The sequence below is a fragment of the Streptomyces sp. NPDC005728 genome (assembly GCF_040630895.1).
GTDB lineage: Bacteria > Actinomycetota > Actinomycetes > Streptomycetales > Streptomycetaceae > Streptomyces.
In genome coordinates this window covers 187,853-213,075 of record NZ_JBEXYL010000001.1, presented here as the reverse complement: position 1 = coordinate 213,075, position 25,223 = coordinate 187,853, and the positions used below count along the sequence as shown (strand labels likewise).

Annotated in this window: 21 protein-coding genes and 2 pseudogenes; 16 read left to right on the top strand and 7 right to left on the bottom strand. The window is 71.7% G+C overall.

Going from position 1 to position 25,223, the window contains the following annotated elements; translation table 11 throughout:
* Positions 1–270 (bottom strand): annotated as a pseudogene (locus tag ABZ471_RS00910) (hypothetical protein); the annotation flags it as partial.
* Between the two features lie 63 nt (positions 271–333).
* Here ABZ471_RS00910 and ABZ471_RS00905 point away from each other — a divergent pair.
* The 3 genes from ABZ471_RS00905 to ABZ471_RS00895 all read left to right on the top strand — a co-directional run bounded on the left by ABZ471_RS00905 (position 334) and on the right by ABZ471_RS00895 (position 3,171).
* Complete coding sequence (locus ABZ471_RS00905; protein WP_359060937.1) at positions 334–2,073, top strand: SWIM zinc finger family protein; 1,740 nt, start codon at positions 334–336, stop codon at positions 2,071–2,073.
* 183 nt (positions 2,074–2,256) lie between these two features.
* Positions 2,257–2,406 (top strand): hypothetical protein, encoded by a 150-nt coding sequence (locus ABZ471_RS00900; protein WP_359061290.1) that lies wholly within the window; start codon positions 2,257–2,259, stop codon positions 2,404–2,406.
* Positions 2,407–2,682: 276 nt separating this feature from the next.
* A complete protein-coding gene (locus tag ABZ471_RS00895) occupies positions 2,683–3,171 on the top strand; it encodes a GNAT family N-acetyltransferase (RefSeq protein WP_359060935.1) in 489 nt (162 codons plus the stop codon).
* A gap of 449 nt (positions 3,172–3,620) precedes the next feature.
* Here the strand turns inward: ABZ471_RS00895 and ABZ471_RS00890 are convergent.
* Both ABZ471_RS00890 and ABZ471_RS00885 read right to left on the bottom strand, forming a co-directional pair.
* Positions 3,621–3,902 (bottom strand): annotated as a pseudogene (locus tag ABZ471_RS00890) (peptidase S8); the annotation flags it as partial.
* Positions 3,903–3,932: 30 nt separating this feature from the next.
* Positions 3,933–5,153: a metallophosphoesterase gene (locus ABZ471_RS00885; protein ID WP_359060933.1), complete on the bottom strand. Its 1,221-nt coding sequence runs from the start codon at positions 5,151–5,153 to the stop codon at positions 3,933–3,935.
* A 680-nt stretch (positions 5,154–5,833) separates the two neighbouring features.
* On the opposite strand from ABZ471_RS00885, the gene ABZ471_RS00880 reads away from it, so the two are divergent.
* The 10 genes from ABZ471_RS00880 (at position 5,834) to ABZ471_RS00835 (ending at position 15,298) form a co-directional block, all read left to right on the top strand.
* Positions 5,834–7,753, top strand: coding sequence for an ABC transporter ATP-binding protein (locus ABZ471_RS00880; RefSeq protein WP_359060931.1), 1,920 nt, complete (start codon positions 5,834–5,836; stop codon positions 7,751–7,753).
* Between the two features lie 360 nt (positions 7,754–8,113).
* Positions 8,114–8,710, top strand: a complete 597-nt coding sequence (locus ABZ471_RS00875; protein ID WP_359060929.1) for a transposase — start codon at positions 8,114–8,116, stop codon at positions 8,708–8,710.
* A gap of 32 nt (positions 8,711–8,742) precedes the next feature.
* Complete coding sequence (pcaC, locus tag ABZ471_RS00870) at positions 8,743–10,032, top strand: 4-carboxymuconolactone decarboxylase (protein WP_359060927.1); 1,290 nt, start codon at positions 8,743–8,745, stop codon at positions 10,030–10,032.
* A 36-nt stretch (positions 10,033–10,068) separates the two neighbouring features.
* Positions 10,069–10,704 (top strand): MBL fold metallo-hydrolase, encoded by a 636-nt coding sequence (locus tag ABZ471_RS00865; RefSeq protein WP_359060925.1) that lies wholly within the window; start codon positions 10,069–10,071, stop codon positions 10,702–10,704.
* Positions 10,705–10,744: 40 nt separating this feature from the next.
* A complete protein-coding gene (locus ABZ471_RS00860; RefSeq protein WP_359060923.1) occupies positions 10,745–11,524 on the top strand; it encodes an exodeoxyribonuclease III in 780 nt (259 codons plus the stop codon).
* Positions 11,525–11,539: 15 nt separating this feature from the next.
* On the top strand, positions 11,540–11,959 hold the full coding sequence (locus ABZ471_RS00855) for a DUF6278 family protein (protein WP_359060921.1): 420 nt from the start codon (positions 11,540–11,542) through the stop codon (positions 11,957–11,959).
* Positions 11,960–12,085: 126 nt separating this feature from the next.
* Positions 12,086–12,829, top strand: a complete 744-nt coding sequence (locus ABZ471_RS00850) for an amino acid ABC transporter ATP-binding protein (protein ID WP_359060920.1) — start codon at positions 12,086–12,088, stop codon at positions 12,827–12,829.
* Between the two features lie 17 nt (positions 12,830–12,846).
* Positions 12,847–13,767 carry a glutamate ABC transporter substrate-binding protein gene (locus ABZ471_RS00845; protein ID WP_359060918.1) on the top strand — a complete coding sequence of 307 codons (921 nt, stop codon included), beginning with the start codon at positions 12,847–12,849 and terminating at the stop codon, positions 13,765–13,767.
* 11 nt (positions 13,768–13,778) lie between these two features.
* A complete protein-coding gene (locus tag ABZ471_RS00840) occupies positions 13,779–14,423 on the top strand; it encodes an amino acid ABC transporter permease (RefSeq protein ID WP_359060916.1) in 645 nt (214 codons plus the stop codon).
* The gene (locus tag ABZ471_RS00835; protein WP_359060914.1) at positions 14,420–15,298 is read left to right on the top strand and encodes an amino acid ABC transporter permease; all 879 of its coding nucleotides are present in this window, start codon (positions 14,420–14,422) and stop codon (positions 15,296–15,298) included. The genes ABZ471_RS00840 and ABZ471_RS00835 overlap by 4 nt, the downstream gene beginning before the upstream one ends.
* Before the next feature lie 47 nt (positions 15,299–15,345).
* Here ABZ471_RS00835 and ABZ471_RS00830 read toward each other — a convergent pair whose 3' ends face one another.
* Positions 15,346–16,911: an alpha/beta fold hydrolase gene (locus ABZ471_RS00830; protein ID WP_359060912.1), complete on the bottom strand. Its 1,566-nt coding sequence runs from the start codon at positions 16,909–16,911 to the stop codon at positions 15,346–15,348.
* Positions 16,912–17,017: 106 nt separating this feature from the next.
* The gene (locus tag ABZ471_RS00825; protein ID WP_359060910.1) at positions 17,018–17,770 is read right to left on the bottom strand and encodes a hypothetical protein; all 753 of its coding nucleotides are present in this window, start codon (positions 17,768–17,770) and stop codon (positions 17,018–17,020) included.
* A 142-nt stretch (positions 17,771–17,912) separates the two neighbouring features.
* On the opposite strand from ABZ471_RS00825, the gene ggt reads away from it, so the two are divergent.
* Positions 17,913–19,712, top strand: coding sequence for a gamma-glutamyltransferase (gene ggt, locus ABZ471_RS00820; RefSeq protein WP_359060908.1), 1,800 nt, complete (start codon positions 17,913–17,915; stop codon positions 19,710–19,712).
* Positions 19,713–19,715: 3 nt separating this feature from the next.
* Here ggt and ABZ471_RS00815 read toward each other — a convergent pair whose 3' ends face one another.
* On the bottom strand, positions 19,716–22,283 hold the full coding sequence (locus tag ABZ471_RS00815) for an ATP-dependent Clp protease ATP-binding subunit (protein ID WP_359060906.1): 2,568 nt from the start codon (positions 22,281–22,283) through the stop codon (positions 19,716–19,718).
* Between the two features lie 157 nt (positions 22,284–22,440).
* A complete protein-coding gene (map, locus tag ABZ471_RS00810; protein WP_359060904.1) occupies positions 22,441–23,211 on the bottom strand; it encodes a type I methionyl aminopeptidase in 771 nt (256 codons plus the stop codon).
* A gap of 61 nt (positions 23,212–23,272) precedes the next feature.
* On the opposite strand from map, the gene ABZ471_RS00805 reads away from it, so the two are divergent.
* Positions 23,273–23,524, top strand: coding sequence for a helix-turn-helix transcriptional regulator (locus tag ABZ471_RS00805; protein ID WP_359060902.1), 252 nt, complete (start codon positions 23,273–23,275; stop codon positions 23,522–23,524).
* A gap of 148 nt (positions 23,525–23,672) precedes the next feature.
* Positions 23,673–25,139 (top strand): hypothetical protein, encoded by a 1,467-nt coding sequence (locus ABZ471_RS00800; RefSeq protein WP_359060900.1) that lies wholly within the window; start codon positions 23,673–23,675, stop codon positions 25,137–25,139.
* The last annotated feature ends 84 nt before the right edge of the window (positions 25,140–25,223 follow it).

Below are 25,223 nucleotides of genomic sequence, written 5' to 3'. Positions count from 1 at the left end.
GTGGCGGGGTCTGATGGCCGGGGTGAGCGCGGTGGCTTCGACGGTCTCGGTGGCCGGGGTGAGAGCGGCGACTCCCACGGTTCCGGTGGCCGGGGTGGGTCCGGTGCTGTGGCGGGGTCTGATGGCCGGGGTGAGCGCGGTGGCTTCGACGGTCTCGGTGGCCGGGGTGAGAGCGGCGACTCCCACGGTTCCGGTGGCCGGGGCCAACTCGGTGTCGCAACGGAGTCCGGTGGCCGGGACGAGTCCCGTGCCAAGGCGCAGGCCGGTCACGAGGATGACCGGGACGCGCCGCAGGCCGCCCCAGCCGCCCGGCCCGCGGGACGCCCGGCCGACGTGGCCAGGGAAGCGCTCCGGGCCGCCCGCCGGGAGGCGCTGCGCGCCGAGGCGTCGGCGGCGGAGTCCCGGCGTGGCCGGCGGACACCGCCACGGCCCGCCGTCTCCCCACCCGCCTCCGCGCGCCCCGGCGAAGAATCCCCGGCCACCGCCCGCGTCCGAGCCGCCCACGACATGCGGCAGTTCCTGGCGAACTCCTTCCGCATGCCCGCCTGGACCGACACTCCGGAGCAGCCGGACACCTCCGGCACGGACACCTCCGGCACGGGCACCTCTGGCACGGGCACCTCTGGCACGGGCACCTCCGGCACGGGCACCTCCGCCGGCGAATCCGACGCCACGCAACCCGACCGCACCGAACCTCGCCCCCCGGCCCCGGCGCCTCCGCAGATCCCCGCCACCATGGCCGCTACCCACCGCGTCACCGAACCCCTCCCCCCGGCCCCGGCGCCTCCGCAGATCCCCTCCACGATGGCCGCTCCCCACCGCGACACCGAACTCCGCCGTACCTTCCCGGCGTTGCCGCCCCGGGTGGACTCCCCGGAGGACCGCGGCTTCGCCGAGACCTGGTGGGGGAACGCCTGGGTCGACGCGCTCGAACAGGGTGCGCTGGACGTCAAGCGGCTGGGCCGCGGCCGGGGTTACGCGGACCAGGGCCAGGTGGACGCGATCACCGTGACCCCGGGCCTGGTGCTGGCCTACGTGCGGGGGAGCCGCCCGCGCCCGTACCGGGTGCAGGTGCGGCTGCGCACACTGGAGGACGCGGACTGGGAGCGCTTCCTGGACGCGGCCGCCGACCGGCCGGGGTACATCGCGGCACTGCTGGACAAGGAGTTGCCCCAGTCCCTCGCCGACTGCGGTGTGCCTCTGCTGCCCGGCCCCGGCGACCTCGCCCCGCAGTGCAGCTGCCCCGACTCGGGCCGTCCCTGCAAGCACGCGGCCGCCCTCTGCTACCAGACGGCCCGCCTGCTCGACGCCGACCCCTTCGTACTGCTCCTGCTGCGCGGCCGCGGCGAGAAGGCCCTCCTCGACGCGCTCTCCCGCCGCAGCGCCGCCCGCGCGGCCCGCGCCGCCCAGGAGGGTCCACCGCGCTCCGTGCCGGGCGTCCGCGCCGCCGACGCCCTCGCTCCGCGCCGGCTCCCGCCGCTGCCAGGCCCGCTGCCCGTGCCGGCGCACCCCGAGCAGCCGCCGGTGTACCCGGCGGCGCCCGGCGGGCCGGATCCCTTCGCACTGGACCAGCTGGCGACCGACGCCGCCGCCCGCGCACACGCGCTGCTCTCCACCGGCCGCGACCCGGTCGGCGAACTGACCCTGTGGCAGGACGCCGTACGGCTGGCCGCCGCTCGCCCCGGCTCCGGCCTGACCGCCGGCACCCGCGCCCTCTACGCCACGCTCGCCGCGGCCGCCGACCGCACCCCGGCCGACCTGGCCCGCGCGGTCGCCGCCTGGCGGCAGGGCGGGCCGGAGGGGCTGGCCGTGCTGGAGGAGCCGTGGGATCCGCCGGCCGGCCGCTTCGACCGGGCCCGTCCGCTGCTGCTCGCCGCCGACCTGCCGGCGTTCCGCCCCTGGCGCAACCGCCTCACCCACCCGCGCGGCCACGTCCAGCTCCGCCTGGGCCGCGACGGCCTGTGGTACGCCTACGAGTCGGAGCCGGGCCGCGACGACTGGTGGCCCCGGGGCACCCCCGACCTGGACCCGGTCGGCGCCCTCACCGGTCTCGGCACACCGGACGACCTCTGAGCGACGCAGGCCGCCGACGGTACCGGCCGCGTCCGCCGACGGCACCGGCCGCGTCCGCCGCCGGACCGGCAGCCCACGGCATCCGGTGAAGGCCGTGTGAGGATCCCCGGTGATTCCCGGGGCCCGGTGCGGACAGCGGGGCCCAGCGGCCGCCCGTCCGGCCGCGGCGGTTGGCGTGGAGCGGTGAGTGAGACGAAGACCCCTGCCCTCCAGTACCGCTTCGACGGCCCGGAAGATGCCCCGGTCCTCATCCTCGGCCCCTCGCTCGGTACCACCTGGCACGGGTTGCAGGGACCCTCCAGGGGCGTCCACACCAGTCAATTGCGGGCATGAAATCGCAGGTCAGGGCCTACTGGTCCGAGAGGGTCCGCCCAGTTCGTGACAGCTGCGTGACAGCGGGTGATACGGTGAGGCCCGCCAGAAGCGTTCCGACGGGGACCTCCGCGCGGAGCCCTGAGACCCCGAAGCCGCACCGGAGCGCTCCGGCGCCTCTTCGGCGTGAGATCGGTTGCGCTCGCACGAGTGGTTCCCGGGAGCGGTGCAGGAACGCATGCCCGAGCAGCCGACCCGCCGAAGGAAGGCACTCCCCGGGTGCGAAATACTCTCCCGATGAGTTCACGCACTTCTCCGATCAGCCAGCCGATCACGATACGGAGGGCAGTCGCGCGGGATGCCAAACGGCTCACGCGGCTCGTGCGTGGCTCAGGCGCCTACGAGGGTAAGTACGCAGCCGCAGTCGCGGGCTACCGGGTCGGTCCTGATTACATCGAGGCCCACCGCGCCTTCGTAGCCGTCGGCGCCGACGAGCATGGAGGCCGGGTCCTCGGGTTCTACTCGCTCGTCCTCGCTCCACCGGAGCTCGACCTGCTGTTCGTCGCTGACGAAGCGCAAGGACGGGGTATTGGACGATTGCTCGTCGCGCACATGCAGTCCGAGGCCCGTGCCGCCGGGCTCGACCGTGTCAAGGTCGTGTCGCATCTTCCCGCCGAGGACTTCTACCACCGCGTTGGTGCAGTGCGGACCGGGACCGCGCTCGCGAACCCGCCCGCCGTGCCGTGGGACCGTCCCGAATTGGAGTTTCGCATTCCTTCGGAATGACGCGGTGTGCCGGTTCGCAGGGCACCGGGCTCGCCCGCATGGTGGCTGGCATGCAGGAGCCGCTGGACGCCGCGCGCTCCGTGTGTGCCGTCGTCTCTGCCCTGGCGGGGGATCGCCTGCGCCGGCGGCCTCTCCCGGCGACCCCCTCGCCTCCGGCACTCCCAGGGCCATCGAAATCGCGTACACCTCGGCTGGCTCCACACACGATCGAGGTCGGCCGCGTAAATACGTGGTTCACACAACCCCGATCTGTGAGACGAAGTGGCCACAGTCCACCGTCAGCGCTGCAGGGGGGTGATGTCTTGCCAGTGCAGCCATCAGCGCAAGTGGAAGTAGTCACAGCCCTTGCCCCGTGGAGCTAGGCCGACCGGCGTCGGTGCGGCCCGCGGTGGAGCGGATCTGCGGGAGGCTCCGGACAGGGGCATCAGAGCCTGACTGTCGTGGGTGTTGGCCAGGTCCGACTCGGAGCTGGGGTCGTCGTAGGCGTCGACGATGGCGATGGTCCTGCCGGAGCCGCTGGCGGAGGCGGTGGAGGTCAGGCCGTAGGCCGACCGCAGGTCGCCGGGGCCGTGGCCGCTGGGGGAGTCCGCGGCGGCGTTCGGCCGGACGGTCCGGGGTGCGATGCCCTTCTTCGCCGCCTGCTCTTCCTGGAAGGCGGTGGTGCCGCTGGTGACGCGCCGGGCGTTGCAGGATGCGTAGCCCTTCTTCGGGGTGCCGGCGCACTGCGGCATCTCCAGGCGGAACCGCCGGCCCACCCAGCGCTACGGCGTGGGGGGCCGCTGCGGGGAGCGGAGTACGAGCAGGGTGATCTCGCTCGGGGCGAAGACGCGGAAGGGCGGGCCCCAGAAGCCGGTGCCACGGCTGGTGTAGAGGAGGGTGCGGGTGCCGTGGCGGCTGAGGCCGGCGAGGGCGGGCTGGTCGATGCGGACCAGGTGGTGGAAGGGCCAGATCTGGCCGCCGTGGGTGTGGCCGGAGAGCTGGAGGTCGACGCCGCCGGCTGCCGCCCGGTCGACGAACTTGGGCTGGTGGGCCAGGAGCAGGACGGGGTGGTCGGGGTCGGCGCCGTGCAGGGCTCCGGCGAGGTGGGCGCCGTGCCCGGCGAGGCCGGAGGACTCGGCGGTGACGTCATCCACGCCGGCGACCACGAGGGTGTCGCCACCGCGTTCGAGCAGCAGATGGCGGTTGCGCAGCGGCTCCCAGCCCAGCTCGTCCATCAGGTCGACCCAGCCCTGGGCCTCGCTGTAGTACTCGTGGTTGCCGGTGACGTAGACCCGGGCCCGGGTGGCCTGCACGGTGCCGAGTGGGGCGGCCTGGGCGCGGCGGCGTTCGGCCGTGCCGTCCGCGATGTCTCCGGTGTGGCATACCAGGTGGGCGTTCAGCGTGTTGACCGTCTCGCATACCCGCGCCGACCAGCGGGCGCGGTCGAGCGGGCCGTAGTGGGTGTCGGTGATGAGGACGACGCGCGTGCCGTCCAACCCGGCCCCCAGACGCGGAAGTTGCACGTCCAGACGGCGTACCCGTGGTACCCGGCGGGCCTCGGCGTACCCCCAGGTGAGCAGCACGGTGGCTGCGCCGAGGACCGCCCAGGTGACGATCCGGGCCCGGCCCCGGCCGTCGCCGACACCGGTCACGGTCAGGGCGAGCCGCAGCGGGACGCCGAGCACGACGGACCAGGTGAACAGGGTCCAGATGGTGCCCAGCAGGGTGTCTCCGACGATCGCCGCCCAGTCCTGCTGGCGTCGGCCGTGGCCGCGCACCATCGCGAGCGGCATACCGATCAGGCCGAGGGCGAACAGGGCGGTGCCGGCGAGCGTGACAGGGAGCGGCCAGTGCTGGCCGGTGTGCAGCAGCAGCCAGCAGGGCACGGTCCACAGCAGGACGGGGGCGATCAGGGGGAGGTAGCGCATCAGGCGGTGCAGTCGGCTCTGCCGAGTCGCGTGCGCTGCACTGTCGGCGGATCGGGTTTCGCTGGTGTCGGTCACGCTTCCCCTCCTTGAGCAACCACTCTGCCGTCGCGCGCACTGTATCCGGCCGTCCCAGGCCGGTCGGGGTGCTCATGGTGGGCAGCCCCATGTGGGTGCTGTCCCGGGTCCGGGGTCTGACTCGCTTGTTCCGGCGGGGGTGTCTGCGTTCGAGGCGAGCCGCCTTCCAGGACGGCAGGAACCGGGGCCGCTGTGTGTTCGTGCCCCCGACGGCGGCACAGCACGACCCGTCCAGCGGATCTGCGACGAGGAGGTCACCGACCCGGCGACGGGTCTGACCTGGCAGCGCGGCTCCTCACCGGCCGCGATGAGCGTGACGGAGGCCACCGCGTACTGCCGAGACCTCCGACTGGCCGGCCACACCTGGGACTGCCCGGCATCAGGGAACTCGCCGTCACGGTCGACGACAGTCGGATGGCCCCCGCCGTCGGCCCCGCGGCCTGCCCTGCGACCCAGAAAGACGCCTGGCACTCGACGGCCGGTGCCTCTGAACTCGAGCCCGCCATGCGCCGGGCCCTGAACTACGACGACCCCACCAACTGCCGCAAGCTCACCACCGGATACGTCCGCTCCGTACGCCGAACGCACCAGTGTCCGGTTCTCGCCGGTCCGCGTTAAATGCCTGGACTGAGATCCTCTCTCAACGGGACACTTCCGACTTCCGAACCTCTGGGAGTGTGATGGGGACAACAGATACGCGAGGGCCGACGCCGGGCAGGAGCGCGGTCGTTCTGGCATTGCGCCGCTACGGCCGAGAACTGATGCGACTACGACGGCTGGCCCTGCCCGCGCTGCTGCTGCCGGCCGTGGGTAACATCGGCATTAGCTACGTCGCCCCCCTGCTGATCGCCAAACTGGCAGGACAGGCCGCCGGCGACAGCGGTCTCACCCTCACCTCGGCGCTGCCGTACGTGCTGGGCTTCGGCGTGACTCTGCTGCTCGCCGAGGCCGTGTGGCGGGTCGGGCAGCACTGCCTGAACCGCGTGGACGCCCTCGGCATGGAACACCTGTACGTGAGCGGCATGGACGAACTCCTCGCCAAGGACGCGGCATTCTTCCACGACAACTTCGCCGGCTCCCTGACCAAACGGGTGCTGAGCTTCGGCAAGCGCTTCGAGGACTTCGTCGACACGGTGACGTACCGGATCGTGGGCAGTCTCGTCCCCCTGGTGTTCGGTGCCGTGGTCCTGTGGAGCTACGAACCGATGCTCGTCGTCGGCCTTCTTGTGATGATCGCGCTGACCGTGGTGGCCGCGACACCTCTGATCCGTCGCCGGCAGAGGCTCGTCAACGACCGTGAGGCGGCGATCGCCCGGGTCTCCGGCCACGTCGCCGACAGCCTCACGAACATGGAGACCATCCGGGCGTTCGCGGCCGAGCGGCGGGAGGCCGACGAACACCGCAGCCGTGTCGCGGACTCCCGTCGCCTGACGCTGAGGTCGTGGGACTACGGCAATCTGCGCGTCGACACCTTGATCGCCCCCCTGTCCGTGCTGACCAACGTGCTGGGCCTGTTGGTCGCCATCGCCTTCGGCGGCCCGGGCCAGGGAGTGGAGGAGGTCGTCGTCGCTTTCACCTACTACTCCAACGCGACCCAGATCATGTTCGAGTTCAACCAGATCTACCGGCGTCTGGAAAGCTCGATGACCGAGGCCGCGCAGTTCACGGAGCTGCTGCTGGATCCGCCCACCGTGCTCGACCCGACGGAACCCGAACCGCTCGCACCGCGGGACACAGGAATCCGCTTCGAGGCGGTGACCTTCGCTCACACGGGCGCGAAGCCGATTTTCCAGGCACTCGACCTGGACGTGCCCGCAGGCGCACGGATCGGTCTGGTCGGCAGGTCCGGCGGCGGCAAGACCACACTCACCCGGCTCCTGCTGCGGATGTCGGACATCGACGACGGACGCATCCTGATCGGTGGTCAGGACATCAGCAGGCTGCGCCAGACCGACCTGCGCTCACTGATCGCCTACGTCCCGCAGGAACCCGCCATGTTCCACCGCAGCCTGCGGGACAACATCGCCTTCGCCCGGCCCGGAGCCACCGACGAGGAGATCCACGCCGCGGCCGCGGCCGCGCACGTCACGGAGTTCGCCGACCAACTCCCGGACGGCTTCGGCACTCTGGTGGGGGAGCGGGGAGTGAAACTCTCGGGCGGCCAGCGCCAGCGCGTCGCCCTCGCCAGGGCCATCCTGCGCGACGCCCCGATCCTGCTGCTCGACGAGGCGACCAGCGCGCTGGACTCGGAGAGCGAGCTCCTCGTCCAGGACGCCCTGTGGCGGTTGATGGACGGACGGACGGCCCTCGTGGTCGCCCACCGTCTGAGCACCGTCGCCGGCATGGACCGTCTCGTCGTCCTCGACCGCGGAAGCGTCGTCGAGCAGGGCACCCACGAGGAGCTGCTCGCGGCCAAGGGTGCCTACGCCAAGCTGTGGCAGCACCAGTCGGGCGGCTTCCTTGGCGAGAGCACCGAGTTGGCCTCCGGACGCCCGGTACCAGGAACCGGTCCCAGTGGGCTGCCCGGACCGGCCGACCCGGCGCCGGACGGGGACCGCAGGACGTCGTCGCACGCTCGTACGAGCACCGGGTCCAGGTGACCGAGTCGGTCACGGAGCGGGATGTCGACGTTCGCGATCCGCTGTGGTCGGCCAGAGTCGGATTCAGGATGTTCCATGAGCTGGGATTGAGCATCTTGTGCGGGACTGGGCCGGGGGCTGTGGGTGTGGGGAGAATTGGCGGGTGCTGTCCTGCGGCGGGGTCCGACTCTTGAGATCTCTGACCGGGGTGTCTTGCTCACGCTGTGTCGACCTTTGGCCGGGCATGGGGCGTTGCTGGTACCGGGTCGGCCGGGTGTGTCTCGACAGGGGCTTGCCGACCAGGCGTCGTCACGGTTCTGACCGTCCGCGCGGTCCGGTGCCGGCTACGCGATGCGCCACCGGGTCGGAAGGTGAACGAGCATGACCGGTACGTCCCCTGCCCCGCGTACCCGCCGACGCCGGCCGTCGGGGGAGGTGGTCCTTGGAGTGGACACGCACCGGGACGCTCATGCGGCTGCTGTGCTCTCCCTGGTGGGGGCGGTGATCGGCACGGAGGTGTTCCCGGCCACCGTGGCTGGATACCGCGAACTGCTGGAGCGGGCAGCACGGCTGGGCACGGTGCGGCGGGCCGGGGTGGAGGGGACCGGCTCCTTCGGGGCGGTCCTGTCCCGCTGCCTGCCGGCTCAGGGTGTGGACGTTTTCGACGTGAACCGGCCCGATCGGACCGACCGTCGTAGGCGGGGACAATCGGATCCGCTCGATGCCCGGAACGCGGCCCGGTCAGTGCTGAGCGGGCGGACTCGCGCGCAGGCCAAGTCGGGTCATGGTCCAGTGCAGATGGCCCGGATGCACAACCTCGCTGAGGTCTCGGGCGTCAAGGCCCGCACCCAGGACCACTACGAACGTCGCATCAAGGAGGGGAAGACCCGAAACGAGGTTGTCCGGTGCCTCAAGAGGTACGTCGCCCGAGAGGTCTTTCACCTGGTCCGGCCCACATCCTCACAGCCCCCGCTGTAGGGGCAGTCGTGATACGTGAGAGGGTCTGGGGCGTGAGTGAGACACCGTCGAACACCCTGCAATACCGCTTTGACGGGCCAGAAGAGGCTCCGGTCCTGATCTTGGGTCCCTCCCTGGGTACCACCTGGCACATGTGGGACCGCCAGGTCCCCGAGCTGACGCAGCAGTGGCGGGTCTTCCGGTTCGACCTGCCGGGCCACGGCGGAGCCCCCGCCCACCCGGTCGGCTCCGTCGGCGAGCTGGCGGCCCGCCTCCTGGCCACGCTGGACGCGCTCGGCGTGCAGCGCTTCGGCTACGCCGGGTGTGCGCTGGGCGGAGCGGTCGGCATCGAGCTGGCCCTGCGCCACCCCGAGCGGCTCGCCTCGCTCGCGGTGGTCGCCGCCTCGCCCCGGTTCGGCACCGCCGACGAGTTCCGCCAGCGCGGAGTCGTCGTCCGCACGAACGGGCTCGACCCGATCGCACGGACCGCGCCCGACCGCTGGTTCACCGGCGGGTTCGCCGCGGCGCAGCCCGCGATCACCGAGTGGGCCGTCCAGATGGTGCGCACCACCGACCCGGGCTGCTACATCGCGGCCTGCGAGGCCCTCGCCGGTTTCGACGTCCGGCCCGAGCTGGGCCGGGTCGGCGCGCCGACCCTGGTGCTGGTCGGCTCCGAGGACCAGGTCACCGGGCCGGCCGAGGCCCGCACCCTGGTCGCCGGGATACCGGACGCCCGTCTCGCGGTCGTCCCCGGCGCCTCCCATCTGGTGCCGGTCGAGCAGCCCGCCGCCGTCACGGACCTCCTGGTGCGGCACTTCTCGACGGCCTGGCAGCAGCCCTTCGACACCGGCCAGACGGCACTGCCCGCCGCCCCGGTCAACCCGGCCCTGACGGCGGCGCCACCGGTCGTGCCCGTCGCCGAGATCGCACCCGCCGTCGTACCGCCGCACCCGTTCGGGCCGCCCGACCGGTACGAGACCGGGCTGAAGATCCGCCGGGAGGTGCTGGGCGACGCGCACGTGGACCGGGCGCTGTCCCAGGCCGACGAGTTCTCCGGCGACTTCCAGGAGTTCATCACGCGCTACGCCTGGGGCGAGATCTGGGACCGGCCCGGCCTGGACCGCCGCACCCGCAGCTGTGTCACGCTCACCGCACTGGTCGCCGGCGGCCATCTGGAGGAGCTGGCCTTCCACACCCGCGCCGCCCTGCGCAACGGCCTCACCCCGGACGAGATCAGGGAGGTGCTGATGCAGGCGGCCGTGTACTGCGGCGTACCGGCGGCGAACAGCGCGTTCAAGGTGGCCCAGCAGGTCATCCGCGAGGAGACCACGCCCACCCAGTGACACCCCGGGCGGCCGCAGGCGGCAGGATGTGGAGACATGAAGCTCACCAAGAAGTCCCACGCCTGCGTCCGCCTCGAGAAGGACGGGCGGACGCTCGCCATCGATCCCGGAGGGTTCAGCGAGCAGGACGCCGCGGTCGGCGCGGACGCGATCCTGGTCACGCACGAGCACCCGGACCACTTCGACGAAGGCCGGCTGCGGGCCGCGCTGGAGGCGAACCCGGCGGCCGAGATCTGGACCCTGAAGTCCGTCGCGGACCAGATCGCGGCGGCCTTCCCCGGCCGTGTGCACACCGTCGGCCACGGGGACACCTTCACCGCAGCGGGCTTCGACGTGCAGGTCCACGGCGAGCTGCACGCGGTGATCCACCCGGACATCCCGCGCATCACCAACGTCGGCTACCTGATCGACGGCGGCCGGGTCTTCCACCCCGGCGACGCCCTCACCGTCCCCGACCACCCCGTGGAGACGCTGATGCTCCCGGTGATGGCCCCCTGGAACAAGATCTCCGAGGTCATCGAGTACGTCCGTGAGCTGAAGCCGCAGCGCGCCTACGACGTCCACGACGCCCTGCTCACCGACCTCGCCCGCCCGATCTACGACCGCCAGATCGGCGCCCTGGCCGGAGCCGAGCACCTCCGGCTCGCCCCGGGAGCCTCCGCCGACGTGTGAGCCGGGCCGGTTGTCACACCCTCCGGGTAGGTTGTGAGACATGCGCATCGCCACCTGGAACGTGAACTCGATCACCGCCCGCCTCCCGAGGCTGCTCGCCTGGCTGGAGAGCAGCGGCACCGATGTGCTCTGCCTCCAGGAGGCCAAGATCGCCGAGGAGCAGTTCCCGTTCGACCAGCTGCGCGAACTGGGCTACGAGGCGGCGGTCCACGCCACCGGCCGGTGGAACGGCGTGGCGGTGCTCTCCCGCGTAGGCCTGGAGGACGTCGTCAAGGGCCTGCCCGGCGACCCCGGCTACGACGGCGCGACCGAGCCCCGTGCCCTCGCGGCGACCTGCGGCCCGGTCCGCGTCTGGTCGGTGTACGTGCCCAACGGCCGAGAGGTGGGGCACCCGCACTACGTCTACAAGCTCGAGTGGTTCGAGGCCCTGAGGGCGGCCGTCGCCGGCGACGCGTCCGGCAGCCGCCCGTTCGCGGTCCTCGGCGACTACAACGTGGCACCGACCGACGACGACGTCTACGACGTGGCCGCCTTCGAGGGCCTCACCCACGTCACCCCCGCCGAGCGCGCCGCCCTCGCCTCCCTGCGCGAGGCGGGTCTCGCCGACGTCGTCCCGCGCCCCCTGAAGTACGACCACCCGTACACGTACTGGGACTACCGCCAGCTCTGCTTCCCCAAGAACCGCGGCATGCGGATCGACCTGGTGTACGGCAACGAGCCGTTCGCGGGGGCCGTCAAGGACGCCTACGTCGACCGCGAGGAGCGCAAGGGCAAGGGCGCCTCCGACCATGCGCCCGTGGTGGTCGACCTGGACGTGTGATGCCACGCTGGGTCCATGCACCTTCCGTTCCTGGGCCACCGGCACCACAAGAGCGATGGGGCGGCGCTCCCGGCCGACCCCGAGGGCATCGCCGCGCTCCTGTCCGAATGTGAACTGCTCCGCTCCCAGGCGGACGAGGCGGGCGTCCGCCTCGACGACACTCCGGCCTCCCTGGAGGCGCTGGACCAACTGGTCCCGCGCTGGCGCGAGGACGCGGAGATCCTGCCCTGGCTGGGCAACGACGCGGGGCTGTACCTGGGCACGGTCGTGGTGCGCACCGTGCCCGGCGCGGTCTGGCGGATCCGGGCCGACGGCGAGCCCGTGGTGCGGCTCGTCTCCGGCCGTGAGGTCGAGGTCGCTCGGTCCGGCCGGGAGTGGGCCGCGAGCGGTGTCCCCGAGCTGTCGCAGCTGTACGCGGAGATCGCCGAGGCATGACACCCCGCATGCGGAATCGGAGTAAATACGGCTATTGCCCGAAAAGTGCGTGTCGTCCCTGAAGTCCACTGGCGTCTGGATAGTTTGCGGCAATCACGACACAGCTGAGAGTGAGTAGGGCTGCGGATGGCCGTCGATCCGTTGATCGAGCTGCGTGACGTCAACAAGTACTACGGGGAGCTGCATGTCCTGCAGGACATCGACCTCACCGTCGGCAAGGGGGAGGTGGTCGTGGTCATCGGCCCGTCGGGGTCGGGGAAGTCGACGCTGTGCCGGACGATCAACCGGCTGGAGACCATCGAGTCCGGGACGATCAGGCTGGACGGGCAGCCGCTGCCCGCGGAGGGCAAGGCGCTCGCCCATCTCCGCGCCGAGGTCGGCATGGTCTTCCAGTCCTTCAACCTCTTCGCCCACAAGACGGTCCTGCAGAACGTCTCCCTGGCCCAGATCAAGGTCCGCAAACGCAAGCGGGAGGACGCCGACCGCCGCTCCCGGGAACTCCTCGACCGTGTCGGCCTGCTGAACCAGGCCGACAAGTACCCGGCGCAGCTCTCCGGCGGCCAGCAGCAGCGCGTGGCCATCGCCCGCGCCCTCGCCATGGAACCCAAGGCCCTGCTGTTCGACGAGCCCACCTCGGCCCTCGACCCCGAGATGATCAACGAGGTGCTGGAGGTCATGCGGCAGCTGGCCCGCGACGGCATGACCATGGTCGTCGTCACCCACGAGATGGGCTTCGCCCGCTCGGCCGCCAACCGGGTCGTCTTCATGGCCGACGGCCGGATCGTCGAGGACCGCAGCCCGGAGGAGTTCTTCACCAACCCGCGCAGCGAGCGTGCCAAGGACTTCCTCTCCAAGATCCTCAAGCACTGACCGGGGGAGTGCGACCCGTGTTCCGTACCACCCGTGTGCCCCGTGCCCTCTGCGCCCTCCTGGGCGTCCTCGCCCTGCTCGCCGCCGCCTGCGGCAAGGAGGGCAGCCCGCCGGGCAAGGGCCCGGCGGCCGGACAGCTGCCCCACTACCAGGTCGCACAGGGCTTCAGCCTGCCCGCGTCCCCGACCTGGACCCGGGCGAAGAAGCGCGGCTACTTCAACGTCGGCGCCAAGGAGGACCAGCCCTACCTCGGCGAGAAGGACCCTGCGACCGGCACCTACTCCGGGTTCGACATCGAGATCGCCAAGATGATGTCCGCCTCCCTCGGCTTCCCGCCCCGGACCATCCGCTTCCGGACGATCGCCTCCGCCAACCGCGAGACCGCCCTGCAGAACGGCCAGATCGACTACTACGTCGGCACCTACACCATCAACGACAACCGCAAGAAGCTCGTCGGCTTCGCCGGCCCGTACTACATGGCCGGGCAGTCCCTGCTCGTACGCAAGAACGAGAACGACATCCACGGACCGCAGGACCTCGACGGCAGACGCGTGTGCTCGGCGGCCGGTTCGACGCCGTACCAGCGCATCAAGGCCGACTACCCGAAGGCGATTCTCGTCGCCTACGACACCTACTCGGTGTGCGTGGACAACCTGCTCACCTATCAGGTCGACGCCGTCACCACGGACGACGCCATCCTCATCGGCTACGCGGCCAAGGCCCCCGGCGAACTCAAGGTCGTCGGCAAGCCCTTCTCCGAGGAGCCGTACGGCATCGGCGTCCCGCACGGCGACACCGCCCTGCGCTTCGCCCTCGACGACGCACTGGAGGCACGCGAGAAGAACGGTGACTGGAAGAAGGCCTACGAGGCGACGCTCGGCCTGTCCGGCGTGCCCGCCCCCCACCCGCCCGCGATCGACCGCTATCCGGCGAGCTGAGCGAGGACGGCATGAACGTACTGACAGAGAACTTCTCGACCTACTGGGACGGCTTCCTCGGGACCCTCGAACTGACCGTCTACGCCTCCCTGCTCGCCCTGGCCCTGGGCTTCGTGATGGCTTCCTTCCGGGTCGCGCCCGTCGCCTCCCTGCGGGTCTTCGGCACGGCCTGGGTCACGGTCCTGCGCAACACCCCGCTCACCCTGCTGTTCTTCGCGGTGCTGCTGGGACTGCCCCGGTTCGGACTCGTGCTCCCCTTCGAGGTGTTCGCGATCCTGGCCCTCGGCTGCTACACCTCGGCCTTCATCTGCGAGGCCCTGCGCTCCGGCATCAACACCGTGCCCCGGGGACAGGGCGAGGCGGCCCGCAGCCTCGGCATGTCCTTCGGACAGACCCTGTCCCTCGTCGTGCTGCCCCAGGCGTTCCGGTCGGTGATCCCGCCGGTCGGCTCCACCCTCATCGCGCTCGCCAAGAACTCGGCGATCGCGGGCGCGTTCAGCGTCACCGAGCTGCTCGGCACGTACCGGACCATCAACGAACTCGGCTACAACATCGTCTGGACCTTCGTCTGGATCGCCGTCGGCTATCTGATCATCACGCTCGCCATCAGCGCGCTGTTCAACCTGCTGGAGCGCACGTACGGAGTCGCCCGATGACCGAGGCCACCGCGCTCTACGACGTCCCGGGGCCCAGCACCCGCCGGCGGCACGCCGTGTACGGCGTCGTCTCCACCGCGGTCCTCCTCGCGCTGCTCGCCTGGATCCTGTATCTGCTGTTCGACACCGGCCAGTTCACCTACACCAAGTGGATGCCGTTCGAGTACAAGGGCATCCAGGAACTGCTTCTGCGGGGTCTCGGCAACACGCTCAAGGCGTTCGTGCTGGCGGCCGTCCTCTCCCTCGCCCTCGGCGGTCTCCTGGCCACCGGGCGGCTGTCGGACCACCGGCCGGTGCGCCTGCTGGCCACGGTCGTGGTGGAGTTCTTCCGCGCCATGCCCGTGCTGGTGATGATCTTCTTCATCTTCGTGGCGCTCCAGGTGCGGCCGCTGCCCGCACTCGTCGCCGGGCTGACCCTCTACAACGGCTCGGTGCTCGCCGAGGTGTTCCGCTCCGGTGTGAACGCCGTCGAACGCGGCCAGCACGAGGCGGCGTTCGCGCTCGGCATGCGCAAGACCCAGGTCATGACGCACGTCCTGGCCCCGCAGGCGGTACGCGCCATGCTGCCCGCCATCATCAGCCAGTTGGTGGTGGCCCTGAAGGACACCTCCCTCGGCTATCTCATCACCTACGAGGAGTTCCTCCATGCCGGGAAGCTCATCGCGTCGAACCTCGACTACGATTTGCCGTTCATCCCTGTGGTGATGGTGATCTCGCCGATCTACATCGGGATGTGCATGCTGCTCTCGTGGTTCGCCGGCTGGGTGTCCCGGCGTGAGCAGCGCAGTCCCAAGACCGAGGCCGTGGCGCTCGCCACGGCCGAACCTGGGACGCTGCTGCCGGGTGGGGAGCCCCCCACGGCCCTGAAACCGTAGGGGGCAGCAGTTCACACGGGCCAGGCTCGTCCGGCGGCAGCCGGAGATCACTGCTCGCGCAGGGGGACGGACACGTACGACGGGTCGTCCGACGGCGAGGAGAAGGTCAGCTGCGCGCCGGACGGGTTGTGCTCGATGTAGAGCGGGTCGACGGTGTCGACCACCAGCGCGAGGCGGTGCCCGGCCGGGACGTCGTAGGCCGTGGAGAACAGGTCCAGGTCCACGTCGAACGGCTCGCCGGGCGTCCGGTCGTGCCAGGTGTAGGGCGCGTTGGTGACCAGCTTGCCGAAGCCGAGCGGTCCCACGTCGTACAGGTAGGCGACCAGGGTGCCGCTCTCCTTGGTCGGGGTGAGCGTGGTGTGCAGCGAGGCCGTGCCACGCACCTGCTGGGCCGTGCCGTAGCGCTCCGACTGCCACACGGCCGCCCAGCGGCGCGGCAGCAGCGGGATCGAGGCGACGGGCGGCAGCTGGGCGACCTGGTCCAGGATGCTGGAGAGGAAGACGATCCCGCCGTCCGCGCCCGAGTCGACGTTCGCGTGGATGGTGGTGGAGCCCGCGAGCGCCATCTTCCGGCGGGTCGCGCCGACCGACTTCCAGTCCGGGTAGCCCTCGTATCCCCCCGCGCTACGGGACTTCAGCTGGACGGGCTGTTCGCGGTCGATGCCGTTGCCGGCGCCCTTGAGGTAGTGGTCGAACCAGCGCCCGGTGTCCGTCCACACGTCGTTGGGCAGCCCGAACAGGCCGGTCAGCTCGGCGGTCGCGTGGTCGCCGGGACGCAGCTCCAGCCGCTTCGGGACGGTCAGCTTCTCGTAGAAGTCGGCGTACTGGTTCACCGGGAAGATCGTGTCGCCCCAGGCGTTGGCGAGCATGACGGCGGCGCCGTTCTTGTTCAGCTGGTCGACATAGGTCGCGACGGAACGTTTCCGCCCCCAGTCGATCATCTCCTGCTCGTGGGTCAGGTCGGAGGCGTAGAAGTTGTCGAAGATCTGCCGGAGTTCGGGGCTCTCCCGCCCGGTGAGGATGCCCGCGCCGTCGAGCAGGGCACCCGCCTGGAGGTGCTGGGTGCGGCCCGAGTAGATCGAGGCGATCAGGTCGGCCCAGCCGCTGAGCGCGGCGACGGCCTTGATGCGCTTGTCGTGGGCGGCGGCCAGCAGGCTGATGCCGGCGCCGTAGGAGACGCCCGCCATGCCGATGTGCCGTGGGTCCGCGGGGGTGTTGGCGAGCGCCCAGTCGATGACCTTGGAGGCGTCCGCTATGTCCGGCGGACCGGCCACTTCTATCTCGCCGCCGGACTGCCAGAAACCGCGCACGTTGTACGTGAGCACCACGTAGCCGGAATCGGCGAGCTTCTGTGCCTGGGCGAGATACTCCACCTGCGGCAGGCCCCAGCTCGTGGGCAGCACGATGAGCGGGTAGTCGTGCGAGCCGTCGGCGCCCGCGGGCGTGACGACGTTGGCCTTCAGTACGGTGCCGCCGTCGCCGGTGATGTCCACGAAGCGGACGGACGGGGCGGCCTGCGCGGCCGGAGCCAGGCCGACGACGGTCCCGGCGACCAGCGCCGCGGAGACGGCTCCGACGGCAGTGGTGCGCAAGGTGGTGCGACCGTGTCCCATGGGTCACTCCTCACTCGTGTCAGTGCAAAGTGACCCGACGGTAACCGGCGGAACCTACCGTAAGTAACCCGTCGGTAAGTTACGTGCCGGTAAAGACTGTTGAGCGTCACGACGCCCGGTGCGAGGTGCGGGCCGTCTCGGTCGCCGGGAGCGGGGCCTGTGCCGCCCGTGTCACGTCCGCGACCAGCTCGACGAGGTCGGGGCCGTACGCCTGGGAGTTGACCACCTTCAGCAGCAGGACGAAGGGGTTGTTGCCGTGCTTGCGGTTCAGGCGCTCGTGGTTGCGGGCGAGATAGCGCGTGGCGGCCTGGTTGGTGATGGCCCGCTGCCCGCAGAAGAGGAACACCGGCCGGGTCTGCACGCCCGCCGTGAGGCGCGCCAGCAGGACGTACTCGGTGACGCCCGGGTCCATGCGGTACCGGTCGCCGCCGATCTGGAAGGCCCCCCGGTCCGGGCCGGGTTCGGGATCGATGTTCACGCGCACGCCGGGGAGCATCGCCGACATGTGGGCCAGCATCCGCCGGTTCGACCCGGGGCCGCCCACGCAGAACTCGGTGCGCTCGCCGAACCCCTGCTGCGTCGCGTCCTGCGTGACCATCTGCAGATGCGCCCCGCAGTCCTTGATCAGGGCGGAGAGTTCCAGCAGCGCGAAGACGTCGAAGCGATGGACGGCCGGCTCCGAGGTGGCCGGGTCGCGGTTGACGACGAGCAGCGACTCGGAGTTCTCCGGCAGCCCGAAGAACTCCTGCTTGCGCCGCAGCTTGCGCCGCCACAGGTAGGTACGGGCCAGCCAGCCCAGCGCGGCACTGACGCCGGCCGCTATGACGCCAAGGGCGATGTTGCGCACGTCGTCGTTCATGGCCGCGCATGCTAGCGGGCCCGGGTGAGCACTACGCACCGGTGTTCGATCTGTGACGTTCGTGTGGCGGGGGCCGAGGCGTACTGTTGGCCCTACGGGCCATCTGGTTACGCTGCGCGGACGGTCCCGACGGGAGGTACGGATGGGTCGCCTTGGCGCGCAGAAACTGGCGGTGGTGGCGGTATCAGCCGCTGTGGTGTCGGTGGGAGCGGCGGCGCCGCCCCCCGCGCCGAGTGAGACGCGCACGAAGGTTCCGGTGGCCGTCGGCTACGGCGGCGCCGTTGCCAGCGTCGACGCGGACGCCTCGGCCGCCGGCATAGAGGTCCTCAGGAAGGGCGGCAACGCGGTCGACGCGGCCGTCGCCACGGCAGCCGCACTCGGCGTCACCGAGCCCTACTCCTCCGGCATCGGCGGCGGCGGCTACTTCGTCTACTACGACGCCAGATCCCGTACGGTGCACACCATCGACGGCCGCGAGACCGCGCCGCTGACCGCCGGCTCCGACCTCTTCACGGAGAACGGAAAGCCGCTCGCCTTCGCCGACGCCGTCAGCAGCGGCCTGAGCGTCGGCACCCCGGGCACGCCCGCCACCTGGCAGACGGCGCTCGACACCTGGGGCAGCAGGAGCCTCGGTACGGTCCTGAAGCCGGCCGAACGGATAGCCCGCGACGGCTTCACCGTGGACGACACCTTCCGCGCGCAGACCGCGTCCAACGAGACCCGGTTCCGCTACTTCCCCGACACCGTCAAGCTGTTCCTGCCGGGCGGACAGCTCCCGGTCGTCGGCTCCACCTTCAAGAACCCGGACCTGGCCCGCACTTACGAGGAGCTGGCGAGGAAGGGCGTCGGCGCGATCTACCGCGGCGACCTCGGCGACGACATCGTCGACACGGTCGACAAGCCGCCGGTGGACCCCGGTTCGGGGTGGAACGCCCGCCCGGGCAGGCTGACGGAGAAGGACCTGGCCGCCTACGGCGCCAAGCTGCAGAAGCCCACCAGGACCTCGTACCGCGGTCTGAAGGTGTACTCCATCGCGCCCTCCTCCTCGGGCGGCACCACGGTCGGCGAGGCGCTCAACATCCTGGAGCGGACCGACCTCTCCAAGGCGAGCGACGTGCAGTACCTGCACCACTACATCGAGGCCAGCCGCGTCGCGTTCGCCGACCGCGGCCGCTGGGTCGGCGACCCCGCCTTCGAGGACGTACCGACGAAGGACCTGCTCTCGCAGAAGTACGCCGACTCGCGCGCCTGCCTGATCACGGACGATGCGGTGCTCAGCAGCCCCCTCGCGCCCGGCGACCCGCGCCACCCGGCCGCCTGCAACACCGGCGGTACGGCGGCCCCGACGACGTACGAGGGCGAGAACACCACCCATCTGACGGTGGCCGACAAGTGGGGCAACGTCGTCTCCTACACGCTCACCATCGAGCAGACCGGCGGCAGCGGCATCACCGTCCCCGGCCGGGGCTTCCTGCTCAACAACGAGCTGACCGACTTCTCCTTCGCGCCGGCCAACCCGGCCGTGCACGACCCGAACCTGCCGGGACCGGGCAAGCGGCCGCGCTCGTCCATCTCCCCGACCATCGTCCTCGACCGGCACGACAGGCCGGTGGTGGCGCTCGGTTCGCCCGGCGGCGCGACCATCATCACCACCGTGCTGCAGACCCTGACCGGGTTCCTCGACCGGCACCTCCCGCTGGTCGACGCGATCGCCGCACCGCGGGCCAGCCAGCGCAACGCGGCCAGGACCGAACTCGAACCCGGCCTCTACAACAGCGACCTGAGGGGGAAGCTGGAGGCCATCGGCCACTCGTTCTCGCTCAACCCGGAGATCGGCGCGGCGACCGGCGTGCAGCGGCTGCCCGGCGGCAAGTGGCTGGCCGCCGCGGAGAAGGTACGACGTGGCGGAGGCTCGGCGATGGTGGTGGACCCGGCGCCGTAACCGTCAGCTCTCGGGAGCGGGCGGCCGGGTCTCCTCCGCGCGGGCGGACGGCTCGGCCGCCTCGGCACGGAAGTCCAGCCGTCCGTCCCGCACGTCCACCCGGACCCGGCTGCCCGAGGAGATCGTGCCGTCCAGCAGCAGCCGCGACAACTGGTTGTCGACCTCCCGCTGGATGGTGCGGCGCAGCGGGCGGGCGCCGTACTCGGGCTGGTAGCCGCGCTCGGCGAGCCAGTCGACGGCCGCGTCCGTGAACTCGACCACGACGCCCTGGCCGTCCACCAGCCGGCGGGTGCGCTCCAGCAGCAGGTCGGTGATCTGCCGCAGCTGCTCGCCCGTCAGCTGCCGGAAGACGACGATCTCGTCGATGCGGTTGAGGAACTCCGGCCGGAAGTGCTCGCGCAGCGGCCGCAGGATCTGTTCGCGCCGCGCCTCCTCGTCGGCGTCCGCGCCGCCCGGCCCGAACCCGATCCCGGCACCGCGCCGCGTGATCACGTCGGAGCCCAGGTTGCTGGTCATCACGATGACCGTGTTGGTGAAGTCCACCGTGCGCCCCTGGGAGTCGGTGAGCCGGCCGTCGTCCAGGACCTGGAGCAGGATGTTGAAGACGTCCGGGTGGGCCTTCTCCACCTCGTCCAGCAGGAGCAGCGAGTACGGGTGCCTGCGCACCACCTCGGTGAGCTGTCCGGCCTCCTCGTGGCCGACGTACCCGGGCGGGGCGCCGACCAGCCGGGAGACGGTGTGCCGCTCCTGGTACTCGCTCATGTCGAGGCGGACCATGCGGTCCTCGCTGCCGAACAGGGCCTCGGCGAGCGCGCGGGCCAGCTCGGTCTTGCCGACACCGGTCGGGCCGAGGAAGAGGAAGCTGCCGATCGGCCGGTCCGGGCTCGAGAGTCCGGCGCGCGAGCGCAGCACGGCCTCGGCGACCACGCTCACCGCCTCCTCCTGGCCGACCACCCGCCGGTGCAGATGCTGCTCCAGGCCGAGCAGCCGCTCCTTCTCCTCCTGGGTCAGCCGGCTGACCGGGATGCCGGTCCGCCGGGACACCACCTCGGCGATGGCCTCGGCCGTCACCTCCAGGTTCAGCCCCTCGTCGGCCTCGTCGTCGCCGCTGGCCTCGGCGATGCGCTCCTTCAGCGCGCCGATCCGGTCACGCAGCTGCGTGGCCTGCTCGTACTGCTCGTCGGCGACCGCCTGGTCCTTGTCGCAGACGAGCTGTTCGACCTCGCGCTCCATCGCGCGCACGTCCGTGCCCTTCGTCCGGGCGCCGAGGCGCACCCGGGCACCGGCCTGGTCGATCAGGTCGATCGCCTTGTCCGGCAGCCGGCGGTCGGTGAGATAGCGGTCCGACAGCTCCACCGCGGCCACCAGCGCCTCGTCGGTGTAGCGGACCTGGTGGTGGGCCTCGTACCGGTCGCGCAGACCGCGCAGGATCTCGATCGTGTCCTCGACCGTCGGCTCGGGCACCAGGATCGGCTGGAACCGCCGGGCCAGCGCCGCGTCCTTCTCGATCCGCCGGAACTCCTCCAGCGTGGTCGCGCCCACGATGTGCAGCTCGCCACGGGCGAGCGCGGGCTTGAGGATGTTGCCCGCGTCCATCGCGCCGCCCTCGCCGCCCGCACCGGCGCCGACGACGGTGTGCAGCTCGTCGATGAAGACGATCAGCCGGTCCGAGTGGGCGCGGATCTCCTCCACGATGGTGTTCAGGCGCTCCTCGAAGTCGCCCCGGTACCGGGTGCCCGCGACGACCCCGGTCAGGTCCAGGGCGACCACCCGCCGCCCCGCCAGGACATCCGGGACCTCCCCGTCGACGATCCGCTGCGCGAGCCCCTCGACGATCGCCGTCTTGCCCACGCCCGCGTCACCGATCAGCACCGGGTTGTTCTTGCCGCGGCGGGACAGCACCTCGATCGTCTGCTCGATCTCCTCGTCACGGCCGATGACCGGGTCGATACGCCCCTGCCGGGCCAGCTCGGTCAGATCACGGCCGTACTTGTCGAGGGTCGGCGTGGAGGTGGGCCGCTGGCGCTCCGTGCGCGTCTGGACGGCCTCCGGGGCCTCGGGCGGCAGGGCGCCCGCCGAGAAACGGGCCTCGTTCAGAATGTGCCCGGCCGCCGAGTCCGGGTTCGCGGCCAGCGCGCTCAGCACGTGCTCCGGGCCGATGTACCCGGCACCGGTCGACCGCGCCAGGTCGTGCGCGTCCAGCAGGGCCCGCTTGACGGCCGGGGTGAGCGACAGCGACGTGGGCGGCGGCGCCTCGCCCGGCGGGTGCTGCACGGGGCCGGCGCGGTCGTCGATCTCCGTCGCGAGCGAGTCCGGGTCCGCACCGGACCGGCTGAGCAGGCTCCGGGTGGGCTCGGTGGACAGGGCGGCCCGCAGCAGGTGCTGTGTGTCCAGGTTCCGGCTGCCGTGCTCGGCGGCGTACTGGGCGGCCCCGCGCACCATCTCCCGGGCCGGCTGGCTGAGCAGGCGGCCGATGTCGATGTGGCGGGGGCCGGGGGCTCCGCCGCCGGCCCCGCCGAAGTAGCGGCCCAGGAATTCACCGAAGGGGTCGGGAGGGTAGCCGTTGGTCATGGCGTTCCGTTCCTTTGGTGCTCGTTCTAACACCTTGGCACGGATGCCTGCGGCTGGCATGTGCGGGCGCCTCTTGTCCGGGACCTCGTGCGGCGGGGCGGGTGCGGGTCGTTGCGGGGCCGGTCGTGAAGCTCCCCGCGCCCCTGGGCCGGCTGCCCTAGCGCCTCTCGGTGAGAACCCTCGGGCCGGTCTCCGTGATCGCCACCGTGTGTTCCACGTGTGCCGCGCGTGACCCGTCGTTCGTACGGAGGGTCCAGCCGTCCGAAGCCTCGTGGTAGCCGTCCTTGCCGCTCGCGACGAGCATGGGCTCGATCGCCAGGACCATGCCGTGGCGCAGTGGGAGGCCCCGGCCGGGGCGGCCCTCGTTGGGGACCTCCGGGTCCTCGTGCATGCGGCGGCCCACTCCGTGGCCGCCGAAGCCGGCCGGGATGCCGTAGCCGGCCGTGCGGCAGATCCGGCCGACGGCGTGGGCGATGTCGCCGATGCGGTTGCCGACGACGGCCGCCTCGATGCCGGCCGCCAGGGCTCGCTCGGCCGTCTCGATCAGGCGCAGGTCCGACGGGCGGGGGCGGCCGGTCACGAAGCTGATCGCCGAGTCTCCGACCCAGCCGTCCAGGGCGGCACCGCAGTCGACGGAGACCAGGTCGCCGTCGCGCAGGCGGTAGCGGGTGGGGATGCCGTGCACGATCGCGTCGTTGACCGAGGCGCAGATGACCGCCGGGAAAGGGGTCGGGGCGAACGAGGGGCGATAGCCGAGGAACGGCGAGGACGCGCCCGCCTCGCGCAGCACCTCCCGAGCCACCTCGTCCAGTTCCAGCAGGGAGACGCCGACGTCCGCGGCCTGCCGTACGGCCGTCAGGGCCCGCCCGACGACCTGGCCCGCCACGTGCATCGCGTCGATCGATGTGTCCGTCTTCAGTTCCACCATGCCAATTACTATACCGGTATTTGAATGGGGTGCGGTCGGGGGCGGTATTAGAATGGGCGGCATGGTGCGCACTCCTCTCACTCCTGAAGAACGCGAACGCGGCGAACGGCTCGGGCAGTTGCTGCGCGAGGCGCGCGGCGCGCGGAGCATGGCCGAGATCGCGGCCGAGGCAGGCCTCTCGGCCGAGACCCTCCGCAAGATCGAGACCGGGCGTGCGCCGACCCCGGCCTTCTTCACGGTGGCCGCGCTGGCCGGGGTGCTGGGGCTGTCCATGGACGAGCTGGTGACGCGATGTGCGCTGGTGGGCATCTGAGATCCGCCTGGGGCGGCCCGGAACGCGCAAGGGTCAACATCGAGCAATGAGCCGCCCGCACACTCCCGGAAAACTCTGCGTAGCAGGCCCGTAACACGGCTGGTGTTGCCTACCGACCGGAGTGCTGGCAGTCGGGCGGGAGTCGGGCATGGCTGTGGATCGACTCTCTGGTCGAGTAGGGGAGTTCGCGAACTACCTGGACGGCCTCATGGGGCGCCTGGATCAGGGCGGGGGCTGGTGCGGGGTCTTCCGGCAACGCGATCCGGAAGGCATGCAGGCCTGCCTCGACGGGCGGGAGGTGCCGCCGTGGGACGTGGTGGAGGCGCTGCTCCAGGACCTCGCCGCGGGGTACGGCCCCGCAGCGGCCGCCGCCGAGCGGGAACGGGCCCGTACCCTGCACACGGCCGCCCTCACGGCGTACGACGCCCGCCCCGGCGCCCGGGACGCCCTCGGTGACCGTCTCGACGTCATGCTCCGCGAACAGCGCTACGCCGCCGAGCGCCAGGCCGAACTGAGCCGCCTGCTCACCGCGGTGACCTCCCGCGAGGAGGCCGAGGCCCTCCACCTGGACCTCGCCTGGTCCCGCGACGACTTCGAAAGGGCCACCGCCCGGTGTGCCGAACTCCGGGACCGGATGGCGGAGCTGGACCGACGGGCGGTGGGAGTGCCGATTCCGGAGGTGCCGGGCGCCCGGGGCGGGGGCGGCGGGGGTGGCACCCGGTTCGCGGGGCAGGCTCCTTCGTCCCCCGCCCCGGACGCCGCCCCTGCGGCCCACCCCGCAGGCTCCGTGACGGACCCGGCCCCCCGGTTCGCCGCGCCCTCCGGTGCCGTCCGGAGCCCCGAGAGCACGCCCCCGGCGGCAACCGCGCCCTCCGCGCCCTCCGCCAAGACCCGTAAGCGGCGCCGTGGCAGTGCCCGGTTCGCCGGGATGACCGAGGACGAGGGCGCGTCGGTCGTCGTGCCGCAGGCACCCGCTGCCGCTGTGCCCGACCCGGACGCCGGGCGGCGCACACCGCGCGGGGCGCGGTTCGCCGGGGCCGCGGAGGCCGCCGGGCCGGCGGAGGTGCCCGTCGAGGCGGTGGATACCGAGGCGGCTGCGGCCGTGGCCGAGGCCGTGGAGCGGCTGGTGCGGCTGCGGGCGCAGGGGCGCACCGGCGAGGCGCATGTGCTGCTGGTCGAGATCACGCACTGGCCCGCCGCCCGCTTCCCGCTGCTCGCGGACGGGATGCAGCGCGCCGGGCTCGGCGCCGACTGGGCCACGCTGCTGTGGGAGGCCGCATCGCTGCCCGCCGAACGGCTGGTCGCCGCCGCCGACGCGCTGGAGGCGGCCGGGAGGGCCGCGGACGGGCAGCAGATGCTGCGTCAGGGAGTGGCCAGGCCGGCCGACGAGATCGGTGCCGCCGTGCTGGGACTGGACACGGAGGCGCGGGGGCGTGAGGTGCGGGCCCTGCTGGACGCGTACGTCCGCGTCCGCACCCCCGAGGAGGCCGCCCGCAGCGTCGCCGCCGACCCGCGCCGCCTCGTCCCGCTCCTGCTGGAGGCCGCCCGGGGCGTCTCCCAGGAGCGTCACTGGGACCTGGTGCACGCCCTCCGCGTCGCCGGACTCACCCCCTGAGACGTCCCCGCGATCACCCTAAGGAGTGCGAAACGTGATCGACTCAGCGGGTTAACGACGATGGTCTTGGCAAGGACCTTCACG

What these genes read in the sequence shown, in the direction of transcription:
- map (WP_359060904.1), bottom strand. Translation starts at nt 23,211, where the DNA reads ATGGTGGAACTGAAGACGGACACATCGATCGACGCGATGCACGTGGCG.
- ABZ471_RS00855 (WP_359060921.1), top strand. Translation starts at nt 11,540, where the DNA reads ATGCACCTTCCGTTCCTGGGCCACCGGCACCACAAGAGCGATGGGGCG.
- ggt (WP_359060908.1), top strand. Translation starts at nt 17,913, where the DNA reads ATGGGTCGCCTTGGCGCGCAGAAACTGGCGGTGGTGGCGGTATCAGCC.
- ABZ471_RS00840 (WP_359060916.1), top strand. Translation starts at nt 13,779, where the DNA reads ATGAACGTACTGACAGAGAACTTCTCGACCTACTGGGACGGCTTCCTC.
- ABZ471_RS00815 (WP_359060906.1), bottom strand. Translation starts at nt 22,283, where the DNA reads ATGACCAACGGCTACCCTCCCGACCCCTTCGGTGAATTCCTGGGCCGC.
- ABZ471_RS00835 (WP_359060914.1), top strand. Translation starts at nt 14,420, where the DNA reads ATGACCGAGGCCACCGCGCTCTACGACGTCCCGGGGCCCAGCACCCGC.
- ABZ471_RS00850 (WP_359060920.1), top strand. Translation starts at nt 12,086, where the DNA reads ATGGCCGTCGATCCGTTGATCGAGCTGCGTGACGTCAACAAGTACTAC.
- ABZ471_RS00860 (WP_359060923.1), top strand. Translation starts at nt 10,745, where the DNA reads ATGCGCATCGCCACCTGGAACGTGAACTCGATCACCGCCCGCCTCCCG.
- ABZ471_RS00895 (WP_359060935.1), top strand. Translation starts at nt 2,683, where the DNA reads ATGAGTTCACGCACTTCTCCGATCAGCCAGCCGATCACGATACGGAGG.
- ABZ471_RS00875 (WP_359060929.1), top strand. Translation starts at nt 8,114, where the DNA reads ATGACCGGTACGTCCCCTGCCCCGCGTACCCGCCGACGCCGGCCGTCG.
- ABZ471_RS00800 (WP_359060900.1), top strand. Translation starts at nt 23,673, where the DNA reads ATGGCTGTGGATCGACTCTCTGGTCGAGTAGGGGAGTTCGCGAACTAC.
- ABZ471_RS00825 (WP_359060910.1), bottom strand. Translation starts at nt 17,770, where the DNA reads ATGAACGACGACGTGCGCAACATCGCCCTTGGCGTCATAGCGGCCGGC.
- ABZ471_RS00865 (WP_359060925.1), top strand. Translation starts at nt 10,069, where the DNA reads ATGAAGCTCACCAAGAAGTCCCACGCCTGCGTCCGCCTCGAGAAGGAC.
- ABZ471_RS00830 (WP_359060912.1), bottom strand. Translation starts at nt 16,911, where the DNA reads ATGGGACACGGTCGCACCACCTTGCGCACCACTGCCGTCGGAGCCGTC.
- ABZ471_RS00805 (WP_359060902.1), top strand. Translation starts at nt 23,273, where the DNA reads ATGGTGCGCACTCCTCTCACTCCTGAAGAACGCGAACGCGGCGAACGG.
- ABZ471_RS00880 (WP_359060931.1), top strand. Translation starts at nt 5,834, where the DNA reads ATGGGGACAACAGATACGCGAGGGCCGACGCCGGGCAGGAGCGCGGTC.